The organism is Escherichia sp. R1 (assembly GCF_003000935.1).
GTDB classification, from domain to species: Bacteria; Pseudomonadota; Gammaproteobacteria; order Enterobacterales; family Enterobacteriaceae; genus Escherichia; species Escherichia coli.
The window spans coordinates 59,107-83,123 of sequence record NZ_PSRU01000022.1; the positions used below are offsets into that span (position 1 = coordinate 59,107).

22 protein-coding genes are annotated in these 24,017 nt (G+C 51.4%); 17 read left to right on the forward strand and 5 right to left on the reverse strand.

Annotated elements, in window-relative coordinates; translation table 11 throughout:
- The first annotated feature begins 81 nt into the window (after positions 1 to 81).
- Together degP and cdaR are read left to right on the forward strand one after the other, a co-directional pair.
- Positions 82 to 1,506, forward strand: coding sequence for a serine endoprotease DegP (gene degP, locus C4F37_RS22645; protein ID WP_000753942.1), 1,425 nt, complete (start codon positions 82 to 84; stop codon positions 1,504 to 1,506).
- Positions 1,507 to 1,660: 154 nt separating this feature from the next.
- Positions 1,661 to 2,818, forward strand: coding sequence for a DNA-binding transcriptional regulator CdaR (cdaR, locus tag C4F37_RS22650; RefSeq protein ID WP_000929439.1), 1,158 nt, complete (start codon positions 1,661 to 1,663; stop codon positions 2,816 to 2,818).
- Between the two features lie 53 nt (positions 2,819 to 2,871).
- On the opposite strand, the gene C4F37_RS22655 is transcribed toward cdaR, so the two are convergent.
- The 5 genes from C4F37_RS22655 to map all read right to left on the reverse strand — a co-directional run bounded on the left by C4F37_RS22655 (position 2,872) and on the right by map (position 8,669).
- Positions 2,872 to 3,258 (reverse strand): DUF3461 family protein, encoded by a 387-nt coding sequence (locus C4F37_RS22655; RefSeq protein WP_000272188.1) that lies wholly within the window; start codon positions 3,256 to 3,258, stop codon positions 2,872 to 2,874.
- Positions 3,259 to 3,419: 161 nt separating this feature from the next.
- Positions 3,420 to 4,232 (reverse strand): phosphodiesterase YaeI, encoded by an 813-nt coding sequence (yaeI, locus tag C4F37_RS22660; RefSeq protein ID WP_001532914.1) that lies wholly within the window; start codon positions 4,230 to 4,232, stop codon positions 3,420 to 3,422.
- Between the two features lie 53 nt (positions 4,233 to 4,285).
- Positions 4,286 to 5,110: a 2,3,4,5-tetrahydropyridine-2,6-dicarboxylate N-succinyltransferase gene (gene dapD, locus C4F37_RS22665; protein ID WP_001186656.1), complete on the reverse strand. Its 825-nt coding sequence runs from the start codon at positions 5,108 to 5,110 to the stop codon at positions 4,286 to 4,288.
- A 30-nt stretch (positions 5,111 to 5,140) separates the two neighbouring features.
- On the reverse strand, positions 5,141 to 7,813 hold the full coding sequence (gene glnD, locus C4F37_RS22670) for a bifunctional uridylyltransferase/uridylyl-removing protein GlnD (RefSeq protein WP_001094534.1): 2,673 nt from the start codon (positions 7,811 to 7,813) through the stop codon (positions 5,141 to 5,143).
- A 61-nt stretch (positions 7,814 to 7,874) separates the two neighbouring features.
- A complete protein-coding gene (gene map, locus C4F37_RS22675; RefSeq protein ID WP_001018194.1) occupies positions 7,875 to 8,669 on the reverse strand; it encodes a type I methionyl aminopeptidase in 795 nt (264 codons plus the stop codon).
- 367 nt (positions 8,670 to 9,036) lie between these two features.
- Between map and rpsB the strand changes: the two genes are divergently transcribed.
- From rpsB to rnhB, 15 genes are all read left to right on the forward strand, one after another.
- Positions 9,037 to 9,762 carry a 30S ribosomal protein S2 gene (rpsB, locus tag C4F37_RS22685; RefSeq protein WP_000246882.1) on the forward strand — a complete coding sequence of 242 codons (726 nt, stop codon included), beginning with the start codon at positions 9,037 to 9,039 and terminating at the stop codon, positions 9,760 to 9,762.
- 134 nt (positions 9,763 to 9,896) lie between these two features.
- On the forward strand, positions 9,897 to 10,748 hold the full coding sequence (gene tsf, locus C4F37_RS22690; protein WP_000818114.1) for a translation elongation factor Ts: 852 nt from the start codon (positions 9,897 to 9,899) through the stop codon (positions 10,746 to 10,748).
- A gap of 146 nt (positions 10,749 to 10,894) precedes the next feature.
- Positions 10,895 to 11,620 carry a UMP kinase gene (gene pyrH, locus C4F37_RS22695; protein ID WP_000224573.1) on the forward strand — a complete coding sequence of 242 codons (726 nt, stop codon included), beginning with the start codon at positions 10,895 to 10,897 and terminating at the stop codon, positions 11,618 to 11,620.
- Positions 11,621 to 11,769: 149 nt separating this feature from the next.
- The gene (gene frr / locus C4F37_RS22700) at positions 11,770 to 12,327 is read left to right on the forward strand and encodes a ribosome recycling factor (protein WP_000622418.1); all 558 of its coding nucleotides are present in this window, start codon (positions 11,770 to 11,772) and stop codon (positions 12,325 to 12,327) included.
- A gap of 91 nt (positions 12,328 to 12,418) precedes the next feature.
- Positions 12,419 to 13,615 (forward strand): 1-deoxy-D-xylulose-5-phosphate reductoisomerase, encoded by a 1,197-nt coding sequence (ispC, locus tag C4F37_RS22705; RefSeq protein WP_000811911.1) that lies wholly within the window; start codon positions 12,419 to 12,421, stop codon positions 13,613 to 13,615.
- Positions 13,616 to 13,803: 188 nt separating this feature from the next.
- Positions 13,804 to 14,562, forward strand: coding sequence for a (2E,6E)-farnesyl-diphosphate-specific ditrans,polycis-undecaprenyl-diphosphate synthase (ispU, locus tag C4F37_RS22710; protein WP_001295562.1), 759 nt, complete (start codon positions 13,804 to 13,806; stop codon positions 14,560 to 14,562).
- Between the two features lie 12 nt (positions 14,563 to 14,574).
- Positions 14,575 to 15,432 (forward strand): phosphatidate cytidylyltransferase, encoded by an 858-nt coding sequence (gene cdsA / locus C4F37_RS22715; protein WP_000922441.1) that lies wholly within the window; start codon positions 14,575 to 14,577, stop codon positions 15,430 to 15,432.
- 11 nt (positions 15,433 to 15,443) lie between these two features.
- The gene (gene rseP, locus C4F37_RS22720; protein WP_001298422.1) at positions 15,444 to 16,796 is read left to right on the forward strand and encodes a sigma E protease regulator RseP; all 1,353 of its coding nucleotides are present in this window, start codon (positions 15,444 to 15,446) and stop codon (positions 16,794 to 16,796) included.
- 29 nt (positions 16,797 to 16,825) lie between these two features.
- A complete protein-coding gene (gene bamA / locus C4F37_RS22725) occupies positions 16,826 to 19,258 on the forward strand; it encodes an outer membrane protein assembly factor BamA (RefSeq protein WP_001240896.1) in 2,433 nt (810 codons plus the stop codon).
- Positions 19,259 to 19,379: 121 nt separating this feature from the next.
- Complete coding sequence (gene skp, locus C4F37_RS22730) at positions 19,380 to 19,865, forward strand: molecular chaperone Skp (protein ID WP_000758956.1); 486 nt, start codon at positions 19,380 to 19,382, stop codon at positions 19,863 to 19,865.
- 3 nt (positions 19,866 to 19,868) lie between these two features.
- Complete coding sequence (gene lpxD, locus C4F37_RS22735) at positions 19,869 to 20,894, forward strand: UDP-3-O-(3-hydroxymyristoyl)glucosamine N-acyltransferase (protein WP_001540749.1); 1,026 nt, start codon at positions 19,869 to 19,871, stop codon at positions 20,892 to 20,894.
- A gap of 104 nt (positions 20,895 to 20,998) precedes the next feature.
- Positions 20,999 to 21,454: a 3-hydroxyacyl-ACP dehydratase FabZ gene (gene fabZ / locus C4F37_RS22740; protein WP_000210739.1), complete on the forward strand. Its 456-nt coding sequence runs from the start codon at positions 20,999 to 21,001 to the stop codon at positions 21,452 to 21,454.
- 3 nt (positions 21,455 to 21,457) lie between these two features.
- Complete coding sequence (gene lpxA, locus C4F37_RS22745; protein WP_000565966.1) at positions 21,458 to 22,246, forward strand: acyl-ACP--UDP-N-acetylglucosamine O-acyltransferase; 789 nt, start codon at positions 21,458 to 21,460, stop codon at positions 22,244 to 22,246.
- Positions 22,246 to 23,394, forward strand: coding sequence for a lipid-A-disaccharide synthase (lpxB, locus tag C4F37_RS22750; protein WP_000139678.1), 1,149 nt, complete (start codon positions 22,246 to 22,248; stop codon positions 23,392 to 23,394). Before lpxA ends, lpxB begins: the two co-directional genes overlap by 1 nt.
- Positions 23,391 to 23,987, forward strand: a complete 597-nt coding sequence (gene rnhB, locus C4F37_RS22755; protein ID WP_000569423.1) for a ribonuclease HII — start codon at positions 23,391 to 23,393, stop codon at positions 23,985 to 23,987. The genes lpxB and rnhB overlap by 4 nt, the downstream gene beginning before the upstream one ends.
- The last annotated feature ends 30 nt before the right edge of the window (positions 23,988 to 24,017 follow it).

A 24,017-nucleotide genomic window follows, 5' to 3' on the forward strand; every position in this document is an offset into this window, starting at 1 on the left:
TTTAGTTCGGAACTTCGCGCTATAAAACGAATCTGAAGAACACAGCAATTTTGCGTTATCTGTTAATCGAGACTGAAATACATGAAAAAAACCACATTAGCACTGAGTGCACTGGCTCTGAGTTTAGGTTTGGCGTTATCTCCGCTCTCTGCAACGGCGGCTGAGACTTCTTCAGCAACGACAGCCCAGCAGATGCCAAGCCTTGCACCGATGCTCGAAAAGGTGATGCCTTCAGTGGTCAGCATTAACGTAGAAGGTAGCACAACCGTTAATACGCCGCGTATGCCGCGTAATTTCCAGCAGTTCTTCGGTGATGATTCTCCGTTCTGCCAGGAGGGTTCTCCGTTCCAGAGCTCTCCGTTCTGCCAGGGGGGCCAGGGCGGTAATGGCGGCGGCCAGCAACAGAAATTCATGGCGCTGGGTTCCGGCGTTATCATTGATGCCGATAAAGGCTATGTCGTCACCAACAACCACGTTGTTGATAACGCGACGGTGATTAAAGTCCAACTGAGCGATGGTCGTAAGTTCGACGCGAAGATGGTTGGCAAAGATCCGCGCTCTGATATCGCGCTGATCCAGATCCAGAACCCGAAAAACCTGACCGCAATTAAGATGGCGGATTCTGATGCGCTGCGCGTGGGTGATTACACCGTAGCAATTGGTAACCCGTTCGGCCTGGGCGAGACAGTAACTTCCGGGATTGTCTCTGCGCTGGGACGTAGCGGCCTGAACGCTGAAAACTACGAAAACTTCATCCAGACTGATGCAGCGATCAACCGGGGTAACTCAGGTGGTGCGTTGGTTAACCTGAACGGCGAACTGATTGGTATCAACACCGCGATTCTCGCACCGGACGGCGGAAACATCGGTATCGGTTTTGCTATCCCGAGCAACATGGTGAAAAACCTGACCTCGCAGATGGTGGAATACGGCCAGGTGAAACGTGGTGAGTTGGGTATTATGGGCACTGAGCTGAACTCCGATCTGGCGAAAGCGATGAAAGTTGACGCCCAGCGCGGTGCTTTCGTAAGCCAGGTTCTGCCGAATTCTTCCGCCGCGAAAGCGGGCATTAAAGCGGGTGATGTGATCACCTCACTGAACGGTAAGCCAATCAGCAGCTTTGCCGCACTGCGTGCTCAGGTGGGCACTATGCCGGTAGGTAGCAAACTGACCCTGGGCTTACTGCGCGACGGGAAGCAGGTTAACGTGAACCTGGAACTTCAGCAGAGCAGCCAGAATCAGGTTGATTCCAGCACCATCTTCAACGGCATTGAAGGCGCTGAGATGAGTAACAAAGGCAAAGATCAGGGCGTGGTGGTGAACAACGTGAAAACGGGCACTCCGGCTGCGCAGATCGGCCTGAAGAAAGGTGATGTGATTATTGGCGCGAACCAGCAGGCAGTGAAAAACATCGCTGAACTGCGTAAAGTTCTCGACAGCAAACCGTCTGTGCTGGCACTGAACATTCAGCGCGGCGACAGCACCATCTACCTGTTAATGCAGTAATCTCCCTCAACCCCTTCCTGAAAACGGGAAGGGGTTCTCCTTACAATCTGTGAACTTTACCACAACTCCATACATCTTCATCATCCTTTGGGCATTTGCACAATGCCGTACGTTACGTACTTCCTTATGCTAAGCCGTGCATAATGGAGGACTTATGGCTGGCTGGCATCTTGATACCAAAATGGCGCAGGATATCGTGGCACGTACCATGCGCATCATCGATACCAATATCAACGTAATGGATGCCCGCGGGCGAATTATCGGCAGCGGCGATCGTGAGCGTATTGGTGAATTGCACGAAGGAGCATTGCTGGTACTTTCACAAGGACGAGTCGTCGATATCGATGACGCGGTGGCACGTCATCTGCACGGTGTGCGGCAGGGGATTAATCTACCGTTACGGCTGGAAGGTGAAATTGTCGGCGTAATTGGCCTGACAGGTGAACCAGAGAATCTGCGTAAATATGGCGAACTGGTCTGCATGACGGCTGAAATGATGCTGGAACAGTCGCGGTTGATGCACCTGTTGGCGCAGGATAGCCGTTTGCGGGAAGAACTGGTGATGAACCTCATTCAGGCTGAGGAGAATACTCCCGCACTTACTGAATGGGCGCAACGGCTGGGGATCGATCTCAATCAACCGCGAGTGGTGGCTATTGTTGAGGTCGACAGCGGTCAGCTTGGCGTGGACAGCGCAATGGCGGAGTTACAGCAACTGCAAAATGCGCTGACTACGCCCGAGCGTAATAATCTGGTGGCGATTGTCTCGCTAACCGAAATGGTGGTGTTGAAACCGGCGTTGAACTCTTTTGGGCGCTGGGACGCAGAAGATCATCGTAAGCGAGTTGAACAACTGATTACCCGCATGAAAGAGTATGGCCAGCTGCGTTTTCGCGTTTCGCTGGGCAACTATTTTACCGGTCCTGGCAGTATTGCCCGATCCTATCGTACGGCGAAAACGACGATGGTGGTGGGTAAACAGCGGATGCCAGAAAGTCGCTGCTATTTTTATCAGGATCTGATGTTACCTGTGTTACTCGACAGTTTGCGTGGCGACTGGCAGGCCAACGAACTGGCGCGACCGCTGGCGCGGCTGAAAGCGATGGACAATAACGGCTTGCTGCGGCGAACGCTGGCGGCGTGGTTTCGCCACAATGTGCAACCGCTGGCAACGTCAAAGGCGTTGTTTATTCATCGTAATACTCTGGAATATCGGCTTAATCGTATATCGGAACTGACCGGGCTTGATTTGGGCAATTTTGATGACAGGTTGCTGCTGTATGTGGCGTTACAACTGGATGAAGAGCGGTAGGTCGATTACAAAATTACAGCCGGGTGAGACTTTACCCGGCCCACAGAATGGCATTATTTACGCGTCAGTTTTTCCAGATCGGCTTCAATCTCGCTGATCTTATTGGTTACTACTGACTCCAGGTGACGTAAGTCGTCGAGGATCTTACGCTTAAGATCAACTTCGCTGCGGTCACGCTGGCAGATTTGATCAAGCTCATCAATGATATACCGTAGATTCGGGCTAATTTCCTGGACTTCTTTATAACCCTGACCCACACCATCAGCGACGACCGTTTTACGCTGACGCGGGTATTTAAACTTCACGCTCTTGGCGAAAAACTCGCCTTTGTCTTTCTGGAAATAGATTTTCAGAATATCGTTGTTGGCTTCCTGCCGGAGGCTGTAACGATCAATTTCTTCAGGATTGGTAATACCCAGACTTTTCAGATTGTCGTACATAGCGTTACCTCAAAATGAGTCAGTAAATTGTGCTTATTTTAGCATTTGGCCAGGCCCGCCCGGCTCGACTGTGATCGCAGAAAGCCTTTTTCTTCCAGACTTCTATCATGGCGTAAAAATCAAAAAATTACCTGCTTTATTGTGGTGATAAAATTCACGTTCTACACCAGTTCCAGCATCGTTACTTCCGGGCGGCAGTTCAGACGCAAACCATACAAACTGCCCACGCCACGGGTTGTGTAGATGTGTCGTTCGCCAAAGGCATTTAATCCGGCGACGTAACGTTTATCTTCGACAGGGGCAAAAGGTTCACCAACCAACGGTACGCGCAGTTGCCCGCCGTGAGTATGGCCGCACAGCATCAGATCCCAGGGATCATCACGCATGACTTCTTTGCTGTCAGGATTATGCGCCAGCACCAGTCTTGGCAGATTGGCTTTGCTGGCGGGAGGCGGTTTGCATTGTCCGGCCCATAAGTCACCGGTGCCTACCAGTTCGAATTGCCTGTTCGGCGTGGCGATCACCGTAGCCTGGTTAAACAACACCGTGATGCCCACTGATTTCAACGTCTCGCCAATTAAGTGATTTTTTTCTGTACCAACAGGGCGATCGTGGTTGCCGAAGCAGGCAAACGTCGGCGCACATTCGGCAAGGGGGGAGAGTACGTCACTAAACGCCGAAAAATTCAGCGGCATATCAAATAATACGTAATCGCCGCCCAGTAATATCAAATCGGGCTTTTGTTCTATGCCAAGAGCAATCGCGTCAGAAATCAGGCTTAAAGGAACAAAACGAGAGTAATGGAGATCGGCCAGAAAAAGAATTTTGAATGGTGCTGCGTTGTCTTTAAAAAAGGCGAGGCGGTGACGGATTAATTCAAACCAGCCTGGCTCCCAGTAATGCATATAACCGAAACCTGAGCCCGTGGCTATCGTCGCGGCAGTAGCCTGCAAAAATCGGCGGCGTGAAATCATCGCTCATCCCTGCAAAAAAATCGGGCAGCGTCGTGCTGCCCGTGTACATACTTTTAGTCGATGGTACGCAGCAGTTCGTTAATGCCGACTTTGCCGCGAGTTTTCGCGTCAACTTTCTTAACGATAACCGCACAGTAAAGACTGTATTTGCCATCTTTCGACGGCAGATTGCCTGAAACAACCACAGATCCCGCCGGAACGCGACCGTAGTGGATTTCGCCGGTTTCACGGTCGTAAATACGGGTGCTCTGACCAATGTATACGCCCATAGAGATGACGGAACCTTCTTCGACAATCACCCCTTCAACCACTTCAGAGCGTGCGCCGATGAAGCAGTTATCTTCAATAATGGTCGGGTTAGCCTGCAGCGGCTCCAGCACGCCGCCGATACCCACGCCACCGGAAAGGTGGACGTTTTTACCAATCTGCGCACAGGAACCGACGGTCGCCCAGGTATCAACCATGGTGCCTTCATCAACATATGCGCCGATGTTGACGTAAGACGGCATCAGCACGGTGTTACGGGCAATGAACGCGCCCTGACGCACTGCCGCTGGTGGCACGACGCGGAAGCCTTCTTTCTGGAAACGTGCTTCATCGTAGTTAGCGAATTTCATCGGCACTTTGTCGAAGTAGCGGCTTTCTGCCCCTTCGATCACCTGATTATCATTAATACGGAAAGAGAGCAGCACCGCTTTTTTCAACCACTGATGCGTCACCCACTGACCGTCAATTTTTTCCGCTACACGCAGTGCGCCGGAATCCAGCAGGGCGATCACCTGATTTACCGCTTCGCGGGTAACGGTGTCTGCATTGGCTGGCGTGATCTCGGCACGGCGTTCAAAAGCGGTTTCAATAATGTTCTGTAACTGCTGCATTGTTAAACTCTTTTCATATCAGTAAACACATCACCCTTTATCGTTTGGATTGAGGGCCTCTGTCAACCGCTGATGCACTTCCTGCTGCAACTCGTTATTAAGCGCACGCCGGTCAGCGGTGGCAATTATGAATAAATCTTCTACTCGCTCGCCAATGGTTGTAATTCGGGCGCCATGAAGCGAAATTCCCAGATCGGCAAAAATTTTCCCGACTCGCGCCAGCAGTCCAGGTTGGTCGAGGGCGATCAGTTCGAGGAACGATTTGCGGTCGGTATGGGTCGGCAAAAACGTCACTTCGGTTTCAACAGTAAAATGGCGCAATTTGGCAGGTTGGCGACGCGGCTGCGGTGGCTGCCAGCTACTTTGTGTCAGCACCTGCTCCAGACCAAACCGAATAACCTCATGACGATCGGCGGACAGCGGGCTGCCATCGGGTTCCAGTACGATGAAGGTATCCATCGCCATACCGTCACGAGTGGTGAAAATTTGTGCGTCGTGAACACTTAAATTGCGGCGGTCTAATTCGGCACAGACGGCGGCAAACAGATAGGGGCGGTCCGGGCTCCAGATAAAAATCTCGGTGCCTCCACGCGTAGCCTGCGGGCTAAGCAGTACCAGCGGTTTGCTTAAATCATGCTGTAATAAATGGCGTGCGTGCCAGGCCAGTTGATTTGGGCTATGGCGGACAAAATAGTTAGCGCGACAGCGTGACCAAATTTGGTGCAGCGCCTCTTCGTCGATGTTATCCATGCGCAGTAGTGCCAGCGCCTGGAGTTGGTGATGGCGAACCCGTTCGCGCATATCCGGCGTGTTTTGCATTCCGCGTCGTAGCTGCTTTTCGGTGGCAAAATAGAGTTCGCGCAACAGACTTTGCTTCCAGCTATTCCACAGTGTTTCGTTGGTGGCGCAAATGTCAGCCACTGTCAGGCATACCAGATAGCGCAGACGATTTTCCGTTTGAACTTCTTCGGCAAACTGCTTGATGACTTCCGGGTCCTGAATATCGCGGCGCTGAGCTGTCACCGACATCAGCAAGTGCTGGCGAACCAGCCAGGCGACCAGCTGTGTTTCGCGGGAGTTCAGCCCGTGGAGTTCGGCAAAATGCACTACATCCTGAGCACCGAGAATGGAGTGGTCGCCGCCGCGTCCTTTGGCGATATCGTGAAACAGCGCGGCGATGAAAATCAGCTCAGTTGACGGCAGGCGCGGCCAGACGTCCACACACAACGGATGGCGCTGGCGCGTTTCTTCACTGGCAAAACTCTCCAGTTTCAGCATCACGCGGATAGTATGTTCATCCACCGTGTAGGCATGGAACAGGTCAAACTGCATCTGCCCGACGATATGCGACCATTGCGGCATATACGCGCCGAGCACGCTATGGCGATGCATTGGCAATAGCCCGCGCCGCACCGCTCCGGGGTGACGCAGAATGCTCAAAAACAGTTTTCGCGCTTCCGGAATATTACACAGAGGTTGTTGCAGGTGGCGACGGGCGTGGCGTAACTGGCGTAGTGTGGTGGAGTAAATGCCGGTGATCGCACTGTTGCGCACCATGGTGTAGAACATACGCAAGATGGCTTCCGGCTGGCGCATAAATAGTGTTTCATCACGCAGGTCGATCAGCGTTCCGCGTAGCTGAAACTCATCGTCGATTGGACGTGGTTTTTCGTCGGCGGGAAGGGCGAGGATGGCTTCATCGAACAGTTGCAGCAGCATCTGGTTGAGTTCACTGACGCGGCGTGTAACGCGGAAGTAATCCTTCATCATCCGCTCGACCGGTTCGTTACCTTCACCACTATAATTCAAACGCTGGGCGACGCTAAGCTGGCGATCGAATAACAGGCGATTATCGTAACGACTGACGACCAGATGCAGGGCAAAGCGAATGCGCCACAATATATGCAGGCATTCGTTTAATTCCGCTCTCTCCGCAGAGGTTAAGAAGCCAAACCCTACCATTTCATCCAGCGATGTTGCGCCAAAATGACGGCGGGCCACCCATTGCAGAGTGTGGATATCGCGCAAGCCGCCGGGGCTACTTTTGATGTCTGGTTCAAGGTTGTAGCTGGTGCCGTGGTAACGCTGATGGCGCTGGTTCTGTTCTTCAACTTTCGCCGCGTAGAACTTGTCGGAAGGCCAGAATCCTTCGCTAAAAATATGTTTTTGCAGTTCGAGGAACAGCGCAACATCGCCAATTAATAAGCGGGATTCGATTAAATTGGTGGCGACGGTTAAATCCGATAACCCTTCCAGCATGCACTCTTCAAGCGTGCGCACGCTATGACCTACTTCCAGCTTTACATCCCAGAGCAGCGTTAACAGCTCGCCCACTTTTTGCGCCTGATCGTCCGGGAGCTTTTTACGGCTTAAAATCAGTAAATCGATGTCAGAAAGTGGATGCAGCTCGCCACGACCGTAGCCACCGACGGCGACCAATGCCAGGTCGGCAATCTGGCTGAATCCCGCTTCAATCCATAATCGTTGAAGAAGCTGGTCGATAAACTCGGTACGCGCCTCAATCAACTGTTCTGCGGAGATACCATTGTCAAAGGCATCACCCAGCCAACGCTGGAAAGTATCGATATGGGCTTTTATCCCACCGACGGTTAATTCATCACGGGGCCAGGCGCATGGATTTTGCGGTTGACCGTGCAGGGTGGGGAGAGCGGTGTTTGCGTACTGTTCTGGAAGGGTATTCATTGTGCGCCACCCATAAGATTAAATTATTGCATTAAAAAAGCCGGCATTCGCCGGCTTCATTTTATTCGTCGTGCGAGATTATCGCCGGGATGGTGTCATCCTTGCGTAGCGTCAGAATTTCGCAGCCGTTATCAGTCACCACAATAGTATGCTCATATTGTGCAGACAAGCTGCGATCTTTGGTTTTTACCGTCCAGCCATCTTTCATGGTGCGGATCTCTTTTTTACCCGCGTTGACCATTGGCTCGATGGTGAACGTCATCCCCGGTTTCAGCACGACGTTGGTTTCACGGGAGTCATAGTGCAGCACCTGCGGTTCTTCGTGGAAGCCGCGACCAATACCGTGTCCACAATATTCACGAACGACGGAGAAGCCTTCTGCTTCGACAAATTTCTGAATTGCCGCACCGATTTCGCGCAGATTAATGCCAGGTTTTACCATGCGTAGCGCCAGGTACAGGCTTTCTTGCGTGATGCGGCACAGACGTTCGCCCATGATGGTCGGCTTACCGACGATAAACATTTTCGAGGTATCGCCGTGGAAACCATCTTTGATTACGGTGACATCAATGTTAACGATATCGCCATCTTTCAGCAGCTTGGCGTCGTCCGGGATACCGTGGCACACCACTTCATTAATAGAGATGCAAACGGATTTCGGATAGCCGTGATAGCCGAGGCAGGCAGAAACCGCGTGTTGTTCATTAACAATGTAATCATTACAGATGCGATCCAGCTCGCCGGTGCTGACGCCCGGTTTAACATACGGTTCGATCATCTCCAGCACTTCGGCAGCCAGTCGGCCAGCGACGCGCATTTTTTCGATATCTTCTGGGGTCTTGATTGAGATAGCCATTAATTCTGTCCATCAGCGTCGGTGATACCGACAATATATATGTAAGTGCCGTCAATGGTATCACACCCGGGCAAATTGAGAATCATTCTGAATTTCGCCAAACGTGCCACTGAAGGTTTTCTATAATAGAAAATTCAACGTCTGATGCTGTACACAGCGCCAACAATTATTGGTGTCCACGACGTATTTGTGGTATAAAGCGCGCCGGACTTCCGATCCATTTCGTATACACAGACTGGACGGAAGCGACAATCTCACTTTGTGTAACAACACACACGTATCGGCACATATTCCGGGGTGCCCTTTGGGGTCGGTAATATGGGATACGTGGAGGCATAACCCCAACTTTTATATAGAGGTTTTAATCATGGCAACTGTTTCCATGCGCGACATGCTCAAGGCTGGTGTTCACTTCGGTCACCAGACCCGTTACTGGAACCCGAAAATGAAGCCGTTCATCTTCGGTGCGCGTAACAAAGTTCACATCATCAACCTTGAGAAAACTGTACCGATGTTCAACGAAGCTCTGGCTGAACTGAACAAGATTGCTTCTCGCAAAGGTAAAATCCTTTTCGTTGGTACTAAACGCGCTGCAAGCGAAGCGGTGAAAGACGCTGCTCTGAGCTGCGACCAGTTCTTCGTGAACCATCGCTGGCTGGGCGGTATGCTGACTAACTGGAAAACCGTTCGTCAGTCCATCAAACGTCTGAAAGACCTGGAAACTCAGTCTCAGGACGGTACTTTCGACAAGCTGACCAAGAAAGAAGCGCTGATGCGCACTCGTGAGCTGGAGAAACTGGAAAACAGCCTGGGCGGTATCAAAGACATGGGCGGTCTGCCGGACGCTCTGTTTGTAATCGATGCTGACCACGAACACATTGCTATCAAAGAGGCAAACAACCTGGGTATTCCGGTATTTGCTATCGTTGATACCAACTCTGATCCGGACGGTGTTGACTTCGTTATCCCGGGTAACGACGACGCAATCCGTGCTGTGACCCTGTACCTGGGCGCTGTTGCTGCAACCGTACGTGAAGGCCGTTCTCAGGATCTGGCTTCCCAGGCGGAAGAAAGCTTCGTAGAAGCTGAGTAATAAGGCACGCTCGTACGAGCCCTTATAGACCAGGTAGTACACGTTTGGTTAGGGGGCCTGCATATGGCCCCCTTTTTCACTTTTATATCTGTGCGGTTTAATGCCGGGCAGATCACATCTCCGAGGATTTTAGAATGGCTGAAATTACCGCATCCCTGGTAAAAGAGCTGCGTGAGCGTACTGGCGCAGGCATGATGGATTGCAAAAAAGCACTGACTGAAGCTAACGGCGACATCGAGCTGGCAATCGAAAACATGCGTAAGTCCGGTGCTATTAAAGCAGCGAAAAAAGCAGGCAACGTTGCTGCTGACGGCGTGATCAAAACCAAAATCGACGGCAACTACGGCATCATTCTGGAAGTTAACTGCCAGACTGACTTCGTTGCAAAAGACGCTGGTTTCCAGGCGTTCGCAGACAAAGTTCTGGACGCAGCTGTTGCTGGCAAAATCACTGACGTTGAAGTACTGAAAGCACAGTTCGAAGAAGAACGTGTTGCGCTGGTAGCGAAAATTGGTGAAAACATCAACATTCGCCGCGTTGCTGCGCTGGAAGGCGACGTTCTGGGTTCTTATCAGCACGGTGCGCGTATCGGTGTTCTGGTTGCTGCTAAAGGCGCTGACGAAGAGCTGGTTAAACACATCGCTATGCACGTTGCTGCAAGCAAGCCAGAATTCATCAAACCAGAAGACGTATCCGCTGAAGTGGTAGAAAAAGAATACCAGGTACAGCTGGATATCGCGATGCAGTCTGGTAAGCCGAAAGAAATCGCAGAGAAAATGGTTGAAGGCCGCATGAAGAAATTCACCGGCGAAGTTTCTCTGACCGGTCAGCCGTTCGTTATGGAACCAAGCAAAACTGTTGGTCAGCTGCTGAAAGAGCATAACGCTGAAGTGACTGGCTTCATCCGCTTCGAAGTGGGTGAAGGCATCGAGAAAGTTGAGACTGACTTTGCAGCAGAAGTTGCTGCGATGTCCAAGCAGTCTTAATTATCGAAAAGGAGCCGCCTGAGGGCGGCTTCTTTTTGTGCCCATCTTGTAAATTCAGCTAACCCTTGTGGGGCTGCGCTGAAAAGCGACGTACAATGTCGCTAGTATTAATTCATTTCAATCGTTGACAGTCTCAGGAAAGAAACATGGCTACCAATGCAAAACCCGTCTATAAACGCATTCTGCTTAAGTTGAGTGGCGAAGCTCTGCAGGGCACTGAAGGCTTCGGTATTGATGCAAGCATACTGGATCGCATGGCTCAGGAAATCAAAGAACTGGTTGAACTGGGTATTCAGGTTGGTGTGGTGATTGGTGGGGGTAACCTGTTCCGTGGCGCTGGTCTGGCGAAAGCGGGTATGAACCGCGTTGTGGGCGACCACATGGGGATGCTGGCGACCGTAATGAACGGCCTGGCAATGCGTGATGCACTGCACCGCGCCTATGTGAACGCTCGTCTGATGTCCGCTATTCCATTGAATGGCGTGTGCGACAGCTACAGCTGGGCAGAAGCTATCAGCCTGTTGCGCAACAACCGTGTGGTGATCCTCTCCGCCGGTACAGGTAACCCGTTCTTTACCACCGACTCAGCAGCTTGCCTGCGTGGTATCGAAATTGAAGCCGATGTGGTGCTGAAAGCAACCAAAGTTGACGGCGTGTTTACTGCTGATCCGGCGAAAGATCCAACCGCAACCATGTACGAGCAACTGACTTACAGCGAAGTGCTGGAAAAAGAGCTGAAAGTCATGGACCTGGCGGCCTTCACGCTTGCTCGTGACCATAAATTACCGATTCGTGTTTTCAACATGAACAAACCGGGTGCGCTGCGCCGTGTGGTAATGGGTGAAAAAGAAGGGACTTTAATCACGGAATAATTCCCGTGATGGATAAATAAGGGTAAGATTCCGCGTAAGTATCGCGGGGGATCTTACCCGTAATATGTTTAATCAGGGCTATACTTAGCACACTTCCACTGTGTGTGACTGTCTGGTCTGACTGAGACAAGTTTTCAAGGATTCGTAACGTGATTAGCGATATCAGAAAAGATGCTGAAGTACGCATGGACAAATGCGTAGAAGCGTTCAAAACCCAAATCAGCAAAATACGCACGGGTCGTGCTTCTCCCAGCCTGCTGGATGGCATTGTCGTGGAATATTACGGCACGCCGACGCCGCTGCGTCAGCTGGCAAGCGTAACGGTAGAGGATTCCCGTACTCTGAAAATCAACGTGTTTGATCGTTCAATGTCTCCGGCCGTTGAAAAAGCGATTATGGCGTCCGATCTTGGCCTGAACCCGAACTCTGCGGGTAGCGACATCCGTGTTCCGCTGCCGCCGCTGACGGAAGAACGTCGTAAAGATCTGACCAAAATCGTTCGTGGTGAAGCAGAACAAGCGCGTGTTGCAGTACGTAATGTGCGTCGTGACGCGAACGACAAAGTGAAAGCACTGTTGAAAGATAAAGAGATCAGCGAAGACGACGATCGCCGTTCTCAGGACGATGTACAGAAACTGACTGATGCTGCAATCAAGAAAATTGAAGCGGCGCTGGCAGACAAAGAAGCAGAACTGATGCAGTTCTGATTTCTTGAACGACAAAAACGCCGCTCAGTAGATCCTTGCGGATCGGCTGGCGGCGTTTTGCTTTTTATTCTGTCTCAACTCTGGATGTTTCATGAAGCAACTCACCATTCTGGGCTCGACCGGCTCGATTGGTTGCAGCACGCTGGACGTGGTGCGCCATAATCCCGAACACTTCCGCGTAGTTGCGCTGGTGGCAGGCAAAAATGTCGCTCGCATGGTAGAACAGTGCCTGGAATTCTCTCCCCGCTATGCTGTAATGGACGATGAAGCGAGTGCGAAACTTCTTAAAACGATGCTACAGCAACAGGGTAGCCGCACCGAAGTCTTAAGTGGGCAACAAGCCGCTTGCGATATGGCAGCGCTTGAGGATGTTGATCAGGTGATGGCAGCCATTGTTGGCGCTGCTGGGCTGTTACCTACGCTTGCTGCGATCCGCGCGGGTAAAACCATTTTGCTGGCCAATAAAGAATCACTGGTTACCTGCGGACGTCTGTTTATGGACGCCGTAAAGCAGAGCAAAGCGCAATTGTTACCGGTCGATAGCGAACATAACGCCATTTTTCAGAGTTTACCGCAACCTATCCAGCATAATCTGGGATACGCTGACCTTGAGCAAAATGGCGTGGTGTCCATTTTACTTACCGGGTCTGGTGGCCCTTTCCGTGAGACGCCATTGCGCGATTTGGCAACAATGACGCCCGATCAAGCCTGCCGTCATCCGAACTGGTCGATGGGACGTAAAATTTCTGTCGATTCGGCTACCATGATGAACAAAGGTCTGGAATACATTGAAGCGCGTTGGCTGTTTAACGCCAGCGCCAGCCAGATGGAAGTGCTGATTCACCCGCAGTCAGTGATTCACTCAATGGTGCGCTACCAGGACGGCAGTGTTCTGGCGCAGCTGGGTGAACCGGATATGCGTACGCCAATTGCTCACACCATGGCATGGCCGAATCGCGTGAACTCTGGCGTGAAGCCGCTCGATTTTTGCAAACTAAGTGCGTTGACATTTGCCGCACCGGATTATGATCGTTATCCATGCCTGAAACTGGCGATGGAGGCGTTCGAACAAGGCCAGGCAGCGACGACAGCATTGAATGCCGCAAACGAAATCACCGTGGCTGCTTTTCTTGCGCAACAAATCCGCTTTACGGATATCGCTGCGTTGAATTTATCCGTACTGGAAAAAATGGATATGCGCGAACCACAATGTGTGGATGATGTGTTATCTGTTGATGCGAACGCGCGTGAAGTCGCCAGAAAAGAGGTGATGCGTCTCGCAAGCTGAGGATAATCCGGCTACAGAGAGTCGCGCTATTTGTTAGCGTAGGGCTTCAGTGATATAGTCTGCGCCATCTGATCGTAAGTAGTTGGCTTTATAAGGTCAGGTATGCCGTGGTTTTACACGGCTTTTTTTTGTATAGGCTTCAGTATTCCTGAGTACCGTAAACCCTGTCAGGGAATAAGAAACGCGTGATGTTGTCTGCTACTCAACCACTTAGCGAAAAATTGCCAGCGCATGGCTGTCGTCATGTTGCGATCATTATGGACGGCAATGGTCGCTGGGCAAAAAAGCAAGGGAAGATTCGTGCCTTTGGGCATAAAGCCGGGGCAAAATCCGTCCGCCGGGCTGTCTCTTTTGCGGCCAACAACGGTATTGAGGCGTTAACGCTGTATGCCTTTAGTAGTGAAAACTGGAACCGACCAGCGCAGGAAGTCAGTGCGTTAATGGAACTGTTTGTGTGGGCGCTAGATAGCGAAGTAAAAAGTCTGCACCGACATAACGTGCGTCTGCGTATTATTGGCGATACCAGTCGCTTTAACTCGCGTTTGCAAGAACGTATTCGTAAATCTGAAGCGCTAACAGCCGGGAATACCGGTCTGACGCTGAATATTGCGGCGAACTACGGTGGACGTTGGGATATAGTCCAGGGAGTCAGGCAACTGGCTGAAAAGGTGCAGCAAGGAAACCTGCAACCAGATCAGATAGATGAAGAGATGCTAAACCAGCATGTCTGTATGCATGAACTGGCCCCTGTAGATTTAGTAATTAGGACTGGGGGGGAGCATCGCATTAGTAACTTTTTGCTTTGGCAAATTGCCTATGCCGAACTTTACTTTACAGATGTTCTCTGGCCCGATTTCGATGAACAAGACTTTGAAGGGGCGTTAAATGCCTTTGCTAATCGAGAGCGTCGTTTCGGCGGCACCGAGCCCGGTGATGAAACAGCCTGATGGGGGTCGCTTTTGCTGAAGTATCGCCTGATATCTGCTTTTGTGTTAATACCCGTCGTCATCGCGGCGTTGTTTCTGTTGCCGCCGGTGGGGTTCGCCATTGTAACGCTGGTGGTCTGTATGCTGGCAGCGTGGGAATGGGGACAGCTTAGCGGTTTTACCACTCGTTCGCAGCGAGTATGGTTGGCGGTGTTATGCGGGTTATTGTTGGCGCTGATGCTTTTTCTGTTGCCGGAATATCACCGAAATATTCATCAACCGCTGGTTGAAATCTCACTTTGGGCTTCGCTGGGTTGGTGGATTGTCGCGCTATTGCTGGTGCTGTTTTACCCAGGTTCCGCAGCAATCTGGCGTAACTCTAAAACATTGCGCATTATTTTTGGCGTGCTAACCATTGTTCCCTTCTTCTGGGGCATGCTGGCGTTACGGGCCTGGCACTACGACGAGAATCATTACAGTGGCGCAATATGGCTGCTCTATGTCATGATCCTGGTATGGGGCGCTGACTCTGGCGCATATATGTTTGGCAAATTGTTTGGTAAACATAAACTAGCACCGAAGGTTTCTCCGGGTAAAACCTGGCAAGGCTTTATCGGTGGACTAGTGACCGCAGCGGTAATCTCATGGGGTTATGGCATGTGGGTGAATCTCGACGTCGCTCCCGTCACCTTACTCATTTGCTCTATTGTCGCAGCGTTAGCCTCAGTGCTCGGCGATCTGACCGAAAGTATGTTTAAGCGTGAAGCAGGAATTAAGGACAGCGGTCATTTAATTCCAGGACACGGTGGTATTTTAGATCGTATTGATAGCCTGACGGCTGCGGTACCGGTCTTTGCTTGCTTGTTGTTACTGGTATTCAGGACGCTTTAACGGAAGGTAATATGCTGAGTTTTCTCTGGGATTTGGCTTCGTTCATCGTTGCACTGGGTGTACTTATCACCGTGCATGAATTTGGTCATTTCTGGGTTGCCCGGCGTTGTGGTGTTCGCGTTGAGCGTTTCTCAATAGGGTTTGGTAAGGCGCTCTGGCGGCGAACTGATAAGCTCGGCACCGAATATGTTATCGCCCTGATCCCGTTGGGCGGTTATGTCAAAATGCTGGATGAGCGCGCAGAACCGGTTGTTCCGGAACTCCGCCACCATGCCTTCAATAATAAATCTGTCGGCCAACGAGCGGCGATTATTGCCGCAGGTCCGGTTGCAAACTTCATTTTTGCTATCTTTGCCTACTGGCTGGTTTTTATTATTGGTGTGCCTGGCGTACGTCCGGTGGTTGGTGAAATAGCAGCCAATTCGATAGCTGCGGAAGCACAAATTGCACCAGGTACGGAACTAAAAGCCGTAGATGGTATCGAAACGCCTGATTGGGATGCCGTGCGTTTGCAGTTGGTCGATAAAATTGGCGATGAAAGCACCACCATTACGGTAGCGCCATTTGGCAGCGACCAACGGCGGGATGTAAAGCTCGATTTACGTCACTGGGCGTTTGAGCCTGATAAAGAAGATCCGGTATCTTCGTTGGGGATTCGTCCTCGTGGGCCGCAAATTGAACCTGTACTGGAAAATGTGCAGCCAAACTCGGCGGCAAGCAAGGCAGGTTTGCAAGCAGGCGACAGGATCGTTAAAGTCGATGGTCAGCCCTTAACGCAGTGGGTGACCTTTGTGATGCTTGTCCGGGATAACCCGGGTAAATCCTTAGCGTTAGAAATCGAAAGGCAGGGGAGTCCCTTGTCTTTGACATTAATCCCGGAGAGTAAACCGGGTAAGGGTAAAGCGATTGGTTTTGTCGGTATTGAGCCGAAAGTCATTCCTTTGCCAGATGAGTATAAAGTTGTACGCCAGTATGGGCCGTTCAACGCTATCGTCGAAGCCACGGACAAAACGTGGCAGTTGATGAAGCTGACGGTCAGTATGCTGGGAAAATTGATCACCGGTGATGTGAAACTGAACAACCTCAGTGGGCCGATCTCTATCGCCAAGGGGGCTGGGATGACAGCGGAACTCGGGGTAGTTTATTACCTGCCGTTTCTTGCGCTTATTAGCGTGAACTTAGGGATAATTAACCTGTTTCCGTTGCCCGTACTTGACGGGGGGCATCTGCTGTTCCTTGCGATCGAAAAGATCAAGGGCGGACCGGTATCCGAGCGGGTTCAAGACTTTTGTTATCGCATTGGCTCGATTCTGCTGGTGCTGTTAATGGGGCTTGCACTTTTCAATGATTTCTCTCGGTTATGAGAGTTAGTTAGGAAGAACGCATAATAACGATGGCGATGAAAAAGTTGCTCATAGCGTCGCTGCTGTTTAGCAGCGCCACCGTATACGGTGCTGAAGGGTTCGTAGTGAAAGATATTCATTTCGAAGGCCTTCAGCGTGTCGCCGTTGGTGCGGCCCTCCTCAGTATGCCGGTGCGCACAGGCGACACGGTTAATGATGAAGATATCAGTAATACCATTCGCGCTCTGTTTGCTACCGGCAACTTTGAGGATGTTCGCGTCCTTCGTGATGGTGATACCCTTCTGGTTCAGGTAAAAGAACGTCCGACCATTGCCAGCATTACTTTCTCCGGTAACAAATCGGTGAAAGATGACATGCTGAAGCAAAACCTCGAGGCTTCTGGTGTGCGTGTGGGCGAATCCCTCGATCGCACCACCATTGCCGATATCGAGAAAGGTCTGGAAGACTTCTACTACAGCGTCGGTAAATATAGCGCCAGCGTTAAAGCTGTCGTGACCCCGCTGCCGCGCAACCGTGTTGACCTAAAACTGGTGTTCCAGGAAGGTGTGTCAGCTGAAATCCAGCAAATTAACATTGTTGGTAACCATGCTTTCACCACCGATGAACTGATCTCTCATTTCCAACTGCGTGACGAAGTGCCGTGGTGGAACGTGGTAGGCGATCGTAAATACCAGAAACAGAAACTTGCGGGCGACCTTGAAACCCTGCGCAGTTACTATCTGGATCGCGGTTATGCCCGTTTCAACATCGATTCTACCCAGGTCAGTCTGACGCCAGATAAAAAAGGTATTTACGTCACGGTGAACATCACCGAAGGCGATCAGTACAAGCTTTCTGGCGTTGAAGTGAGCGGCAACCTTGCCGGGCACTCCGCTGAAATTGAGCAGCTGACTAAGATCGAGCCGGGCGAGCTGTATAACGGCACCAAAGTGACCAAAATGGAAGATGACATTAAAAAGCTTCTTGGTCGCTATGGTTATGCCTATCCGCGCGTACAGTCGATGCCTGAAATTAACGATGCCGACAAAACCGTTAAATTACGTGTGAACGTTGATGCGGGTAACCGTTTCTACGTGCGTAAGATCCGTTTTGAAGGTAACGATACCTCGAAAGATGCCGTCCTGCGTCGCGAAATGCGTCAGATGGAAGGTGCATGGCTGGGGAGCGATCTGGTCGATCAGGGTAAGGAGCGTCTGAATCGTCTGGGCTTCTTTGAAACTGTCGATACCGATACCCAACGCGTTCCGGGTAGCCCGGACCAGGTTGATGTAGTCTACAAGGTGAAAGAACGTAACACCGGTAGCTTCAACTTCGGGATTGGTTACGGTACTGAAAGTGGCGTGAGCTTCCAGGCTGGTGTGCAACAGGATAACTGGTTAGGTACGGGTTATGCTGTTGGTATCAACGGGACCAAAAACGATTACCAGACCTATGCTGAACTGTCGGTAACCAACCCGTACTTCACCGTAGATGGTGTAAGCCTCGGTGGTCGTCTCTTCTATAATGACTTCCAGGCAGATGACGCCGACCTGTCCGACTATACCAACAAGAGTTATGGTACAGACGTGACGTTGGGCTTCCCGATCAACGAATATAACTCGCTGCGTGCAGGTCTGGGTTATGTACATAACTCCCTGTCCAACATGCAGCCTCAGGTTGCGATGTGGCGTTATCTGTACTCTATGGGTGAACATCCGAGCACCTCTGATCAGGATAACAGCTTCAAAACGGACGACTTCACGTTCAACTATGGTTGGACCTATAACAAGCTTGACCGTGGTTACTTCCCGACAGATGGTTCACGTGTCAACCTGACCGGTAAAGTGACCATTCCGGGATCGGATAACGAATACTACAAAGTGACGTTAGACACGGCGACTTATGTGCCGATTGATGACGATCACAAATGGGTTGTTCTGGGTCGTACCCGCTGGGGTTATGGTGATGGTTTAGGCGGCAAAGAGATGCCGTTCTATGAGAACTTCTATGCCGGTGGTTCCAGCACCGTGCGTGGCTTCCAGTCCAATACCATTGGTCCGAAAGCAGTTTACTTCCCGCATCAGGCCAGTAATTATGATCCGGACTATGATTACGAATGTGCGACTCAGGACGGCGCGAAAGATCTGTGTAAATCGGATGATGCTGTAGGCGGTAACGCCATGGCGGTTGCCAGCCTCGAGTTCATCACCCCGACGCCGTTTATTAGCGATAAGTATGCTAACTCGGTTCGTACTTCCTTCTTCTGGGATATGGGTACCGTTTGGGATACAAACTGGGATTCCAGCCAATATTCTGGATATCCGGACTATAGTGATCCAAGCAATATCCGTATGTCTGCGGGTATCGCATTACAATGGATGTCCCCATTGGGGCCGTTGGTGTTCTCCTACGCCCAGCCGTTCAAAAAGTACGATGGAGACAAGGCAGAACAGTTCCAGTTTAACATCGGTAAAACCTGGTAAGTGTTCTCCACAAAGGAATGTAGTGGTAGTGTAGCGATGACTTTAGGCGATCAATATAAGATCGCCGGGCCACGCAAAGAACTGCACCCTCCGGTGCAAATGGGATGGTAAGGAGTTTATTGTGAAAAAGTGGTTATTAGCTGCAGGTCTCGGTTTAGCACTGGCAACATCTGCTCAGGCGGCTGACAAAATTGCAATCGTCAACATGGGCAGCCTGTTCCAGCAGGTAGCGCAGAAAACCGGTGTTTCTAACACGCTGGAAAATGAGTTCAAAGGCCGTGCCAGCGAACTGCAGCGTATGGAAACCGATCTGCAGGCTAAAATGAAAAAGCTGCAGTCCATGAAAGCGGGCAGCGATCGCACTAAGCTGGAAAAAGACGTGATGGCTCAGCGCCAGACTTTTGCTCAGAAAGCGCAGGCTTTTGAGCAGGATCGCGCACGTCGTTCCAACGAAGAACGCGGCAAACTGGTTACTCGCATCCAGACTGCTGTGAAATCCGTTGCCAACAGCCAGGATATCGATCTGGTTGTTGATGCAAACGCCGTTGCTTACAACAGCAGCGATGTAAAAGACATCACTGCCGACGTACTGAAACAGGTTAAATAAGTAATGCCTTCAATTCGACTGGCTGATTTAGCGCAGCAGTTGGATGCAGAACTACACGGTGATGGCGATATCGTCATCACCGGCGTTGCGTCCATGCAATCTGCACAAACAGGTCACATTACGTTCATGGTTAACCCAAAATACCGTGAGCATTTAGGCTTGTGCCAGGCGTCCGCGGTTGTCATGACCCAGGACGATCTTCCTTTCGCGAAAAGTGCCGCGCTGGTAGTGAAGAATCCCTACCTGACTTACGCGCGCATGGCGCAAATTTTAGATACCACGCCGCAGCCCGCGCAGAACATTGCACCCAGTGCGGTGATCGACGCGACGGCGAAGCTGGGTAACAACGTATCGATTGGCGCTAACGCGGTGATTGAATCCGGCGTTGAACTGGGCGATAACGTGATTATCGGTGCCGGTTGCTTCGTAGGTAAAAACAGCAAAATCGGTGCAGGTTCGCGTCTCTGGGCGAACGTAACCATTTACCATGAGATCCAGATCGGTCAGAATTGCCTGATCCAGTCCGGAACAGTGGTAGGCGCAGACGGCTTTGGTTATGCCAACGATCGTGGTAACTGGGTGAAGATCCCACAGATTGGTCGCGTAATTATTGGCGATTGCGTGGAGATCGGTGCCTGCACAACCATCGATCGCGGCGCGCTGGATGACACTGTTATTGGCAATGGCGTGATCATTGATAACCAGTGCCAGATTGCACATAACGTCGTGATTGGCGACAATACGGCAGTTGCCGGTGGCGTCATTATGGCGGGCAGCCTGAAAATTGGTCGTTACTGCATGATCGGCGGAGCCAGCGTAATCAACGGGCATATGGAAATATGCGACAAAGTGACGGTTACGGGCATGGGTATGGTGATGCGTCCCATCACTGAACCAGGCGTCTATTCCTCAGGCATTCCGCTGCAACCCAACAAAGTCTGGCGCAAAACCGCTGCACTGGTGATGAACATTGATGACATGAGCAAGCGTCTGAAATCGCTTGAGCGCAAGGTTAATCAACAAGACTAACGTTCCATCTTTTGTTCGCCAAACTTTACGGCCTGTCTCATTCTTACGATTGCGGCAGGCCGTGTTATTATTGTCGTTTCTTATATTTTGACAGGAAGAGTATCTTGACTACTAACACTCATACTCTGCAGATTGAAGAGATTTTAGAACTTCTGCCGCACCGTTTCCCGTTCTTACTGGTGGATCGCGTGCTGGATTTTGAAGAAGGTCGTTTTCTGCGCGCAGTAAAAAATGTCTCTGTCAATGAGCCATTCTTCCAGGGCCATTTCCCTGGAAAACCGATTTTCCCGGGTGTGCTGATTCTGGAAGCAATGGCACAGGCAACAGGTATTCTGGCGTTTAAAAGCGTAGGAAAACTGGAACCGGGTGAGCTGTACTATTTCGCTGGTATTGACGAAGCGCGCTTCAAGCGCCCGGTCGTGCCTGGCGATCAAATGATCATGGAAGTCACTTTCGAAAAAACGCGCCGCGGCCTGACCCGTTTTAAAGGGGTTGCTCTGGTCGACGGTAAAGTAGTTTGCGAAGCAACGATGATGTGTGCTCGTAGCCGGGAGGCCTGATACGTGATTGATAAATCCGCCTTTGTGCATCCAACCGCCATTGTGGAAGAGGGCGCGTCGATTGGCGCGAACGCTCACATTGGTCCTTTTTGTATCGTTGGACCCCATGTCGAAATTGGTGAGGGTACCGTACTGAAATCTCACGTTGTCGTGAATGGTCATACTAAAATTGGCCGCGATAATGAGATTTATCAGTTCGCCTCCATCGGCGAAGTTAACCAGGATCTGAAATATGCTGGCGAACCGACCCGCGTGGAAATCGGCGATCGTAACCGCATTCGCGAAAGCGTCACCATTCATCGTGGCACAGTCCAGGGCGGTGGATTGACGAAGGTGGGCAGCGACAACTTACTGATGATCAATGCGCACATTGCGCACGATTGTACGGTAGGTAACCGCTGCATCCTCGCCAACAACGCAACGCTGGCGGGTCACGTATCGGTTGACGACTTCGCGATCATCGGCGGCATGACCGCAGTCCATCAGTTCTGCATCATTGGTGCGCATGTGATGGTTGGCGGCTGCTCCGGTGTGGCGCAGGACGTCCCTCCTTATGTCATTGCGCAGGGTAACCACGCAACGCCGTTCGGTGTCAATATCGAAGGGCTGAAGCGCCGCGGATTCAGCCGTGAGGCGATTACCGCTATCCGCAATGCGTATAAGCTGATTTATCGTAGCGGTAAAACGCTCGATGAAGTGAAACCGGAAATTGCTGAACTGGCGGAAACATATCCGGAAGTGAAAGCCTTTACCGATTTCTTTGCACGCTCAACGCGCGGTCTGATTCGTTAATGACTGAACAGCGTCCATTAACGATTGCCCTGGTCGCCGGAGAAACCTCCGGCGATATCCTGGGGGCCGGTTTAATCCGCGCTCTGAAAGAACGTGTGCCCAACGCCCGCTTTGTTGGTGTTGCCGGGCCACGAATGCAGGCTGAAGGCTGCGAAGCCTGGTACGAAATGGAAGAACTGGCAGTGATGGGCATTGTTGAAGTGCTCGGTCGTCTGCGTCGCTTACTACATATTCGTGCCGATCTGACAAAGCGTTTTGGCGAACTGAAGCCAGATGTTTTTGTTGGTATTGATGCGCCTGACTTCAATATTACTCTTGAAGGTAACCTCAAAAAGCAGGGTATCAAAACCATTCATTACGTCAGTCCGTCCGTCTGGGCGTGGCGACAGAAACGCGTTTTCAAAATAGGCAGAGCCACCGATCTGGTGCTCGCATTTCTGCCTTTCGAAAAAGCGTTTTATGACAAATACAACGTACCGTGCCGCTTTATCGGTCATACCATGGCTGATGCCATGCCATTAGATCCAGATAAAAATGGTGCCCGTGATGTGCTGGGGATCCCTTACGATGCCCACTGTCTGGCATTGTTGCCGGGCAGCCGTGGTGCAGAAGTCGAAATGCTTAGTGCCGATTTCCTGAAAACGGCCCAGCTTTTGCGCCAGACATATCCGGATCTCGAAATCGTGGTGCCGCTGGTGAATGCCAAACGCCGCGAGCAGTTTGAACGCATCAAAGCTGCAGTCGCGCCAGACCTGTCGGTTCATTTGCTGGATGGAATGGGCCGTGAGGCGATGGTCGCCAGTGATGCGGCGCTACTGGCGTCGGGTACGGCAGCACTGGAGTGTATGCTGGCTAAATGCCCGATGGTAGTGGGATATCGCATGAAGCCTTTCACCTTCTGGCTGGCGAAGCGACTGGTGAAAACTGATTATGTCTCGCTGCCAAATCTGCTGGCGGGCAGAGAGTTAGTCAAAGAGTTATTGCAGGAAGAGTGTGAGCCGCAAAAATTGGCTGCGGCGCTGTTACCGCTGTTGGCGAACGGGAAAACCAGCCATGCGATGCACGACACCTTCCGCGAGCTGCATCAGCAGATCCGCTGCAATGCCGATGAGCAGGCGGCACAAGCCGTTCTGGAGTTAGCACAATGATCGAATTTGTCTATCCGCACACGCAGCTGGTTGCGGGTGTGGATGAAGTCGGACGCGGGCCGTTAGTTGGCGCGGTCGTCACCGCTGCGGTGATCCTTGACCCGGCGCGCCCAATTGCCGGGCTGAATGATTCCAAAAAGCTGAGCGAAAAACGCCGTCTGGCGCTCTGTGAAGAGATCAAAGAGAAAGCGTTGAGCTGGAGTCTGGGCCGTGCGGAACCTCACGAAATCGACGAACTGAATATTTTACATGCGACTATGCTGGCGATGCAGCGTGCCGTCGCTGGACTGCATATTGCGCCGGAATATGTGTTGATTGATGGTAACCGCTGCCCGAAATTACCGATGCCTTCGATGGCTGTGGTGAAAGGCGATAGCCGCGTACCGGAAATCAGTGCCGCGTCTATCCTGGCGAAAGTGACGCGTGACGCCGAAATGGCGGCGCTGGATATTGTTTTCCCGCAATATGGTTTTGCCCAACACAAAGGGTATCCAACCGCTTTTCATCTGGAAAAACTGGCTGAACACGGCGCGACCGAACACCATCGGCGCAGCTTTGGGCCTGTCAAACGCGCACTGGGACTTGCGTCCTGATTCTTGTGTCGAGATTAAGTAAACCGGAAT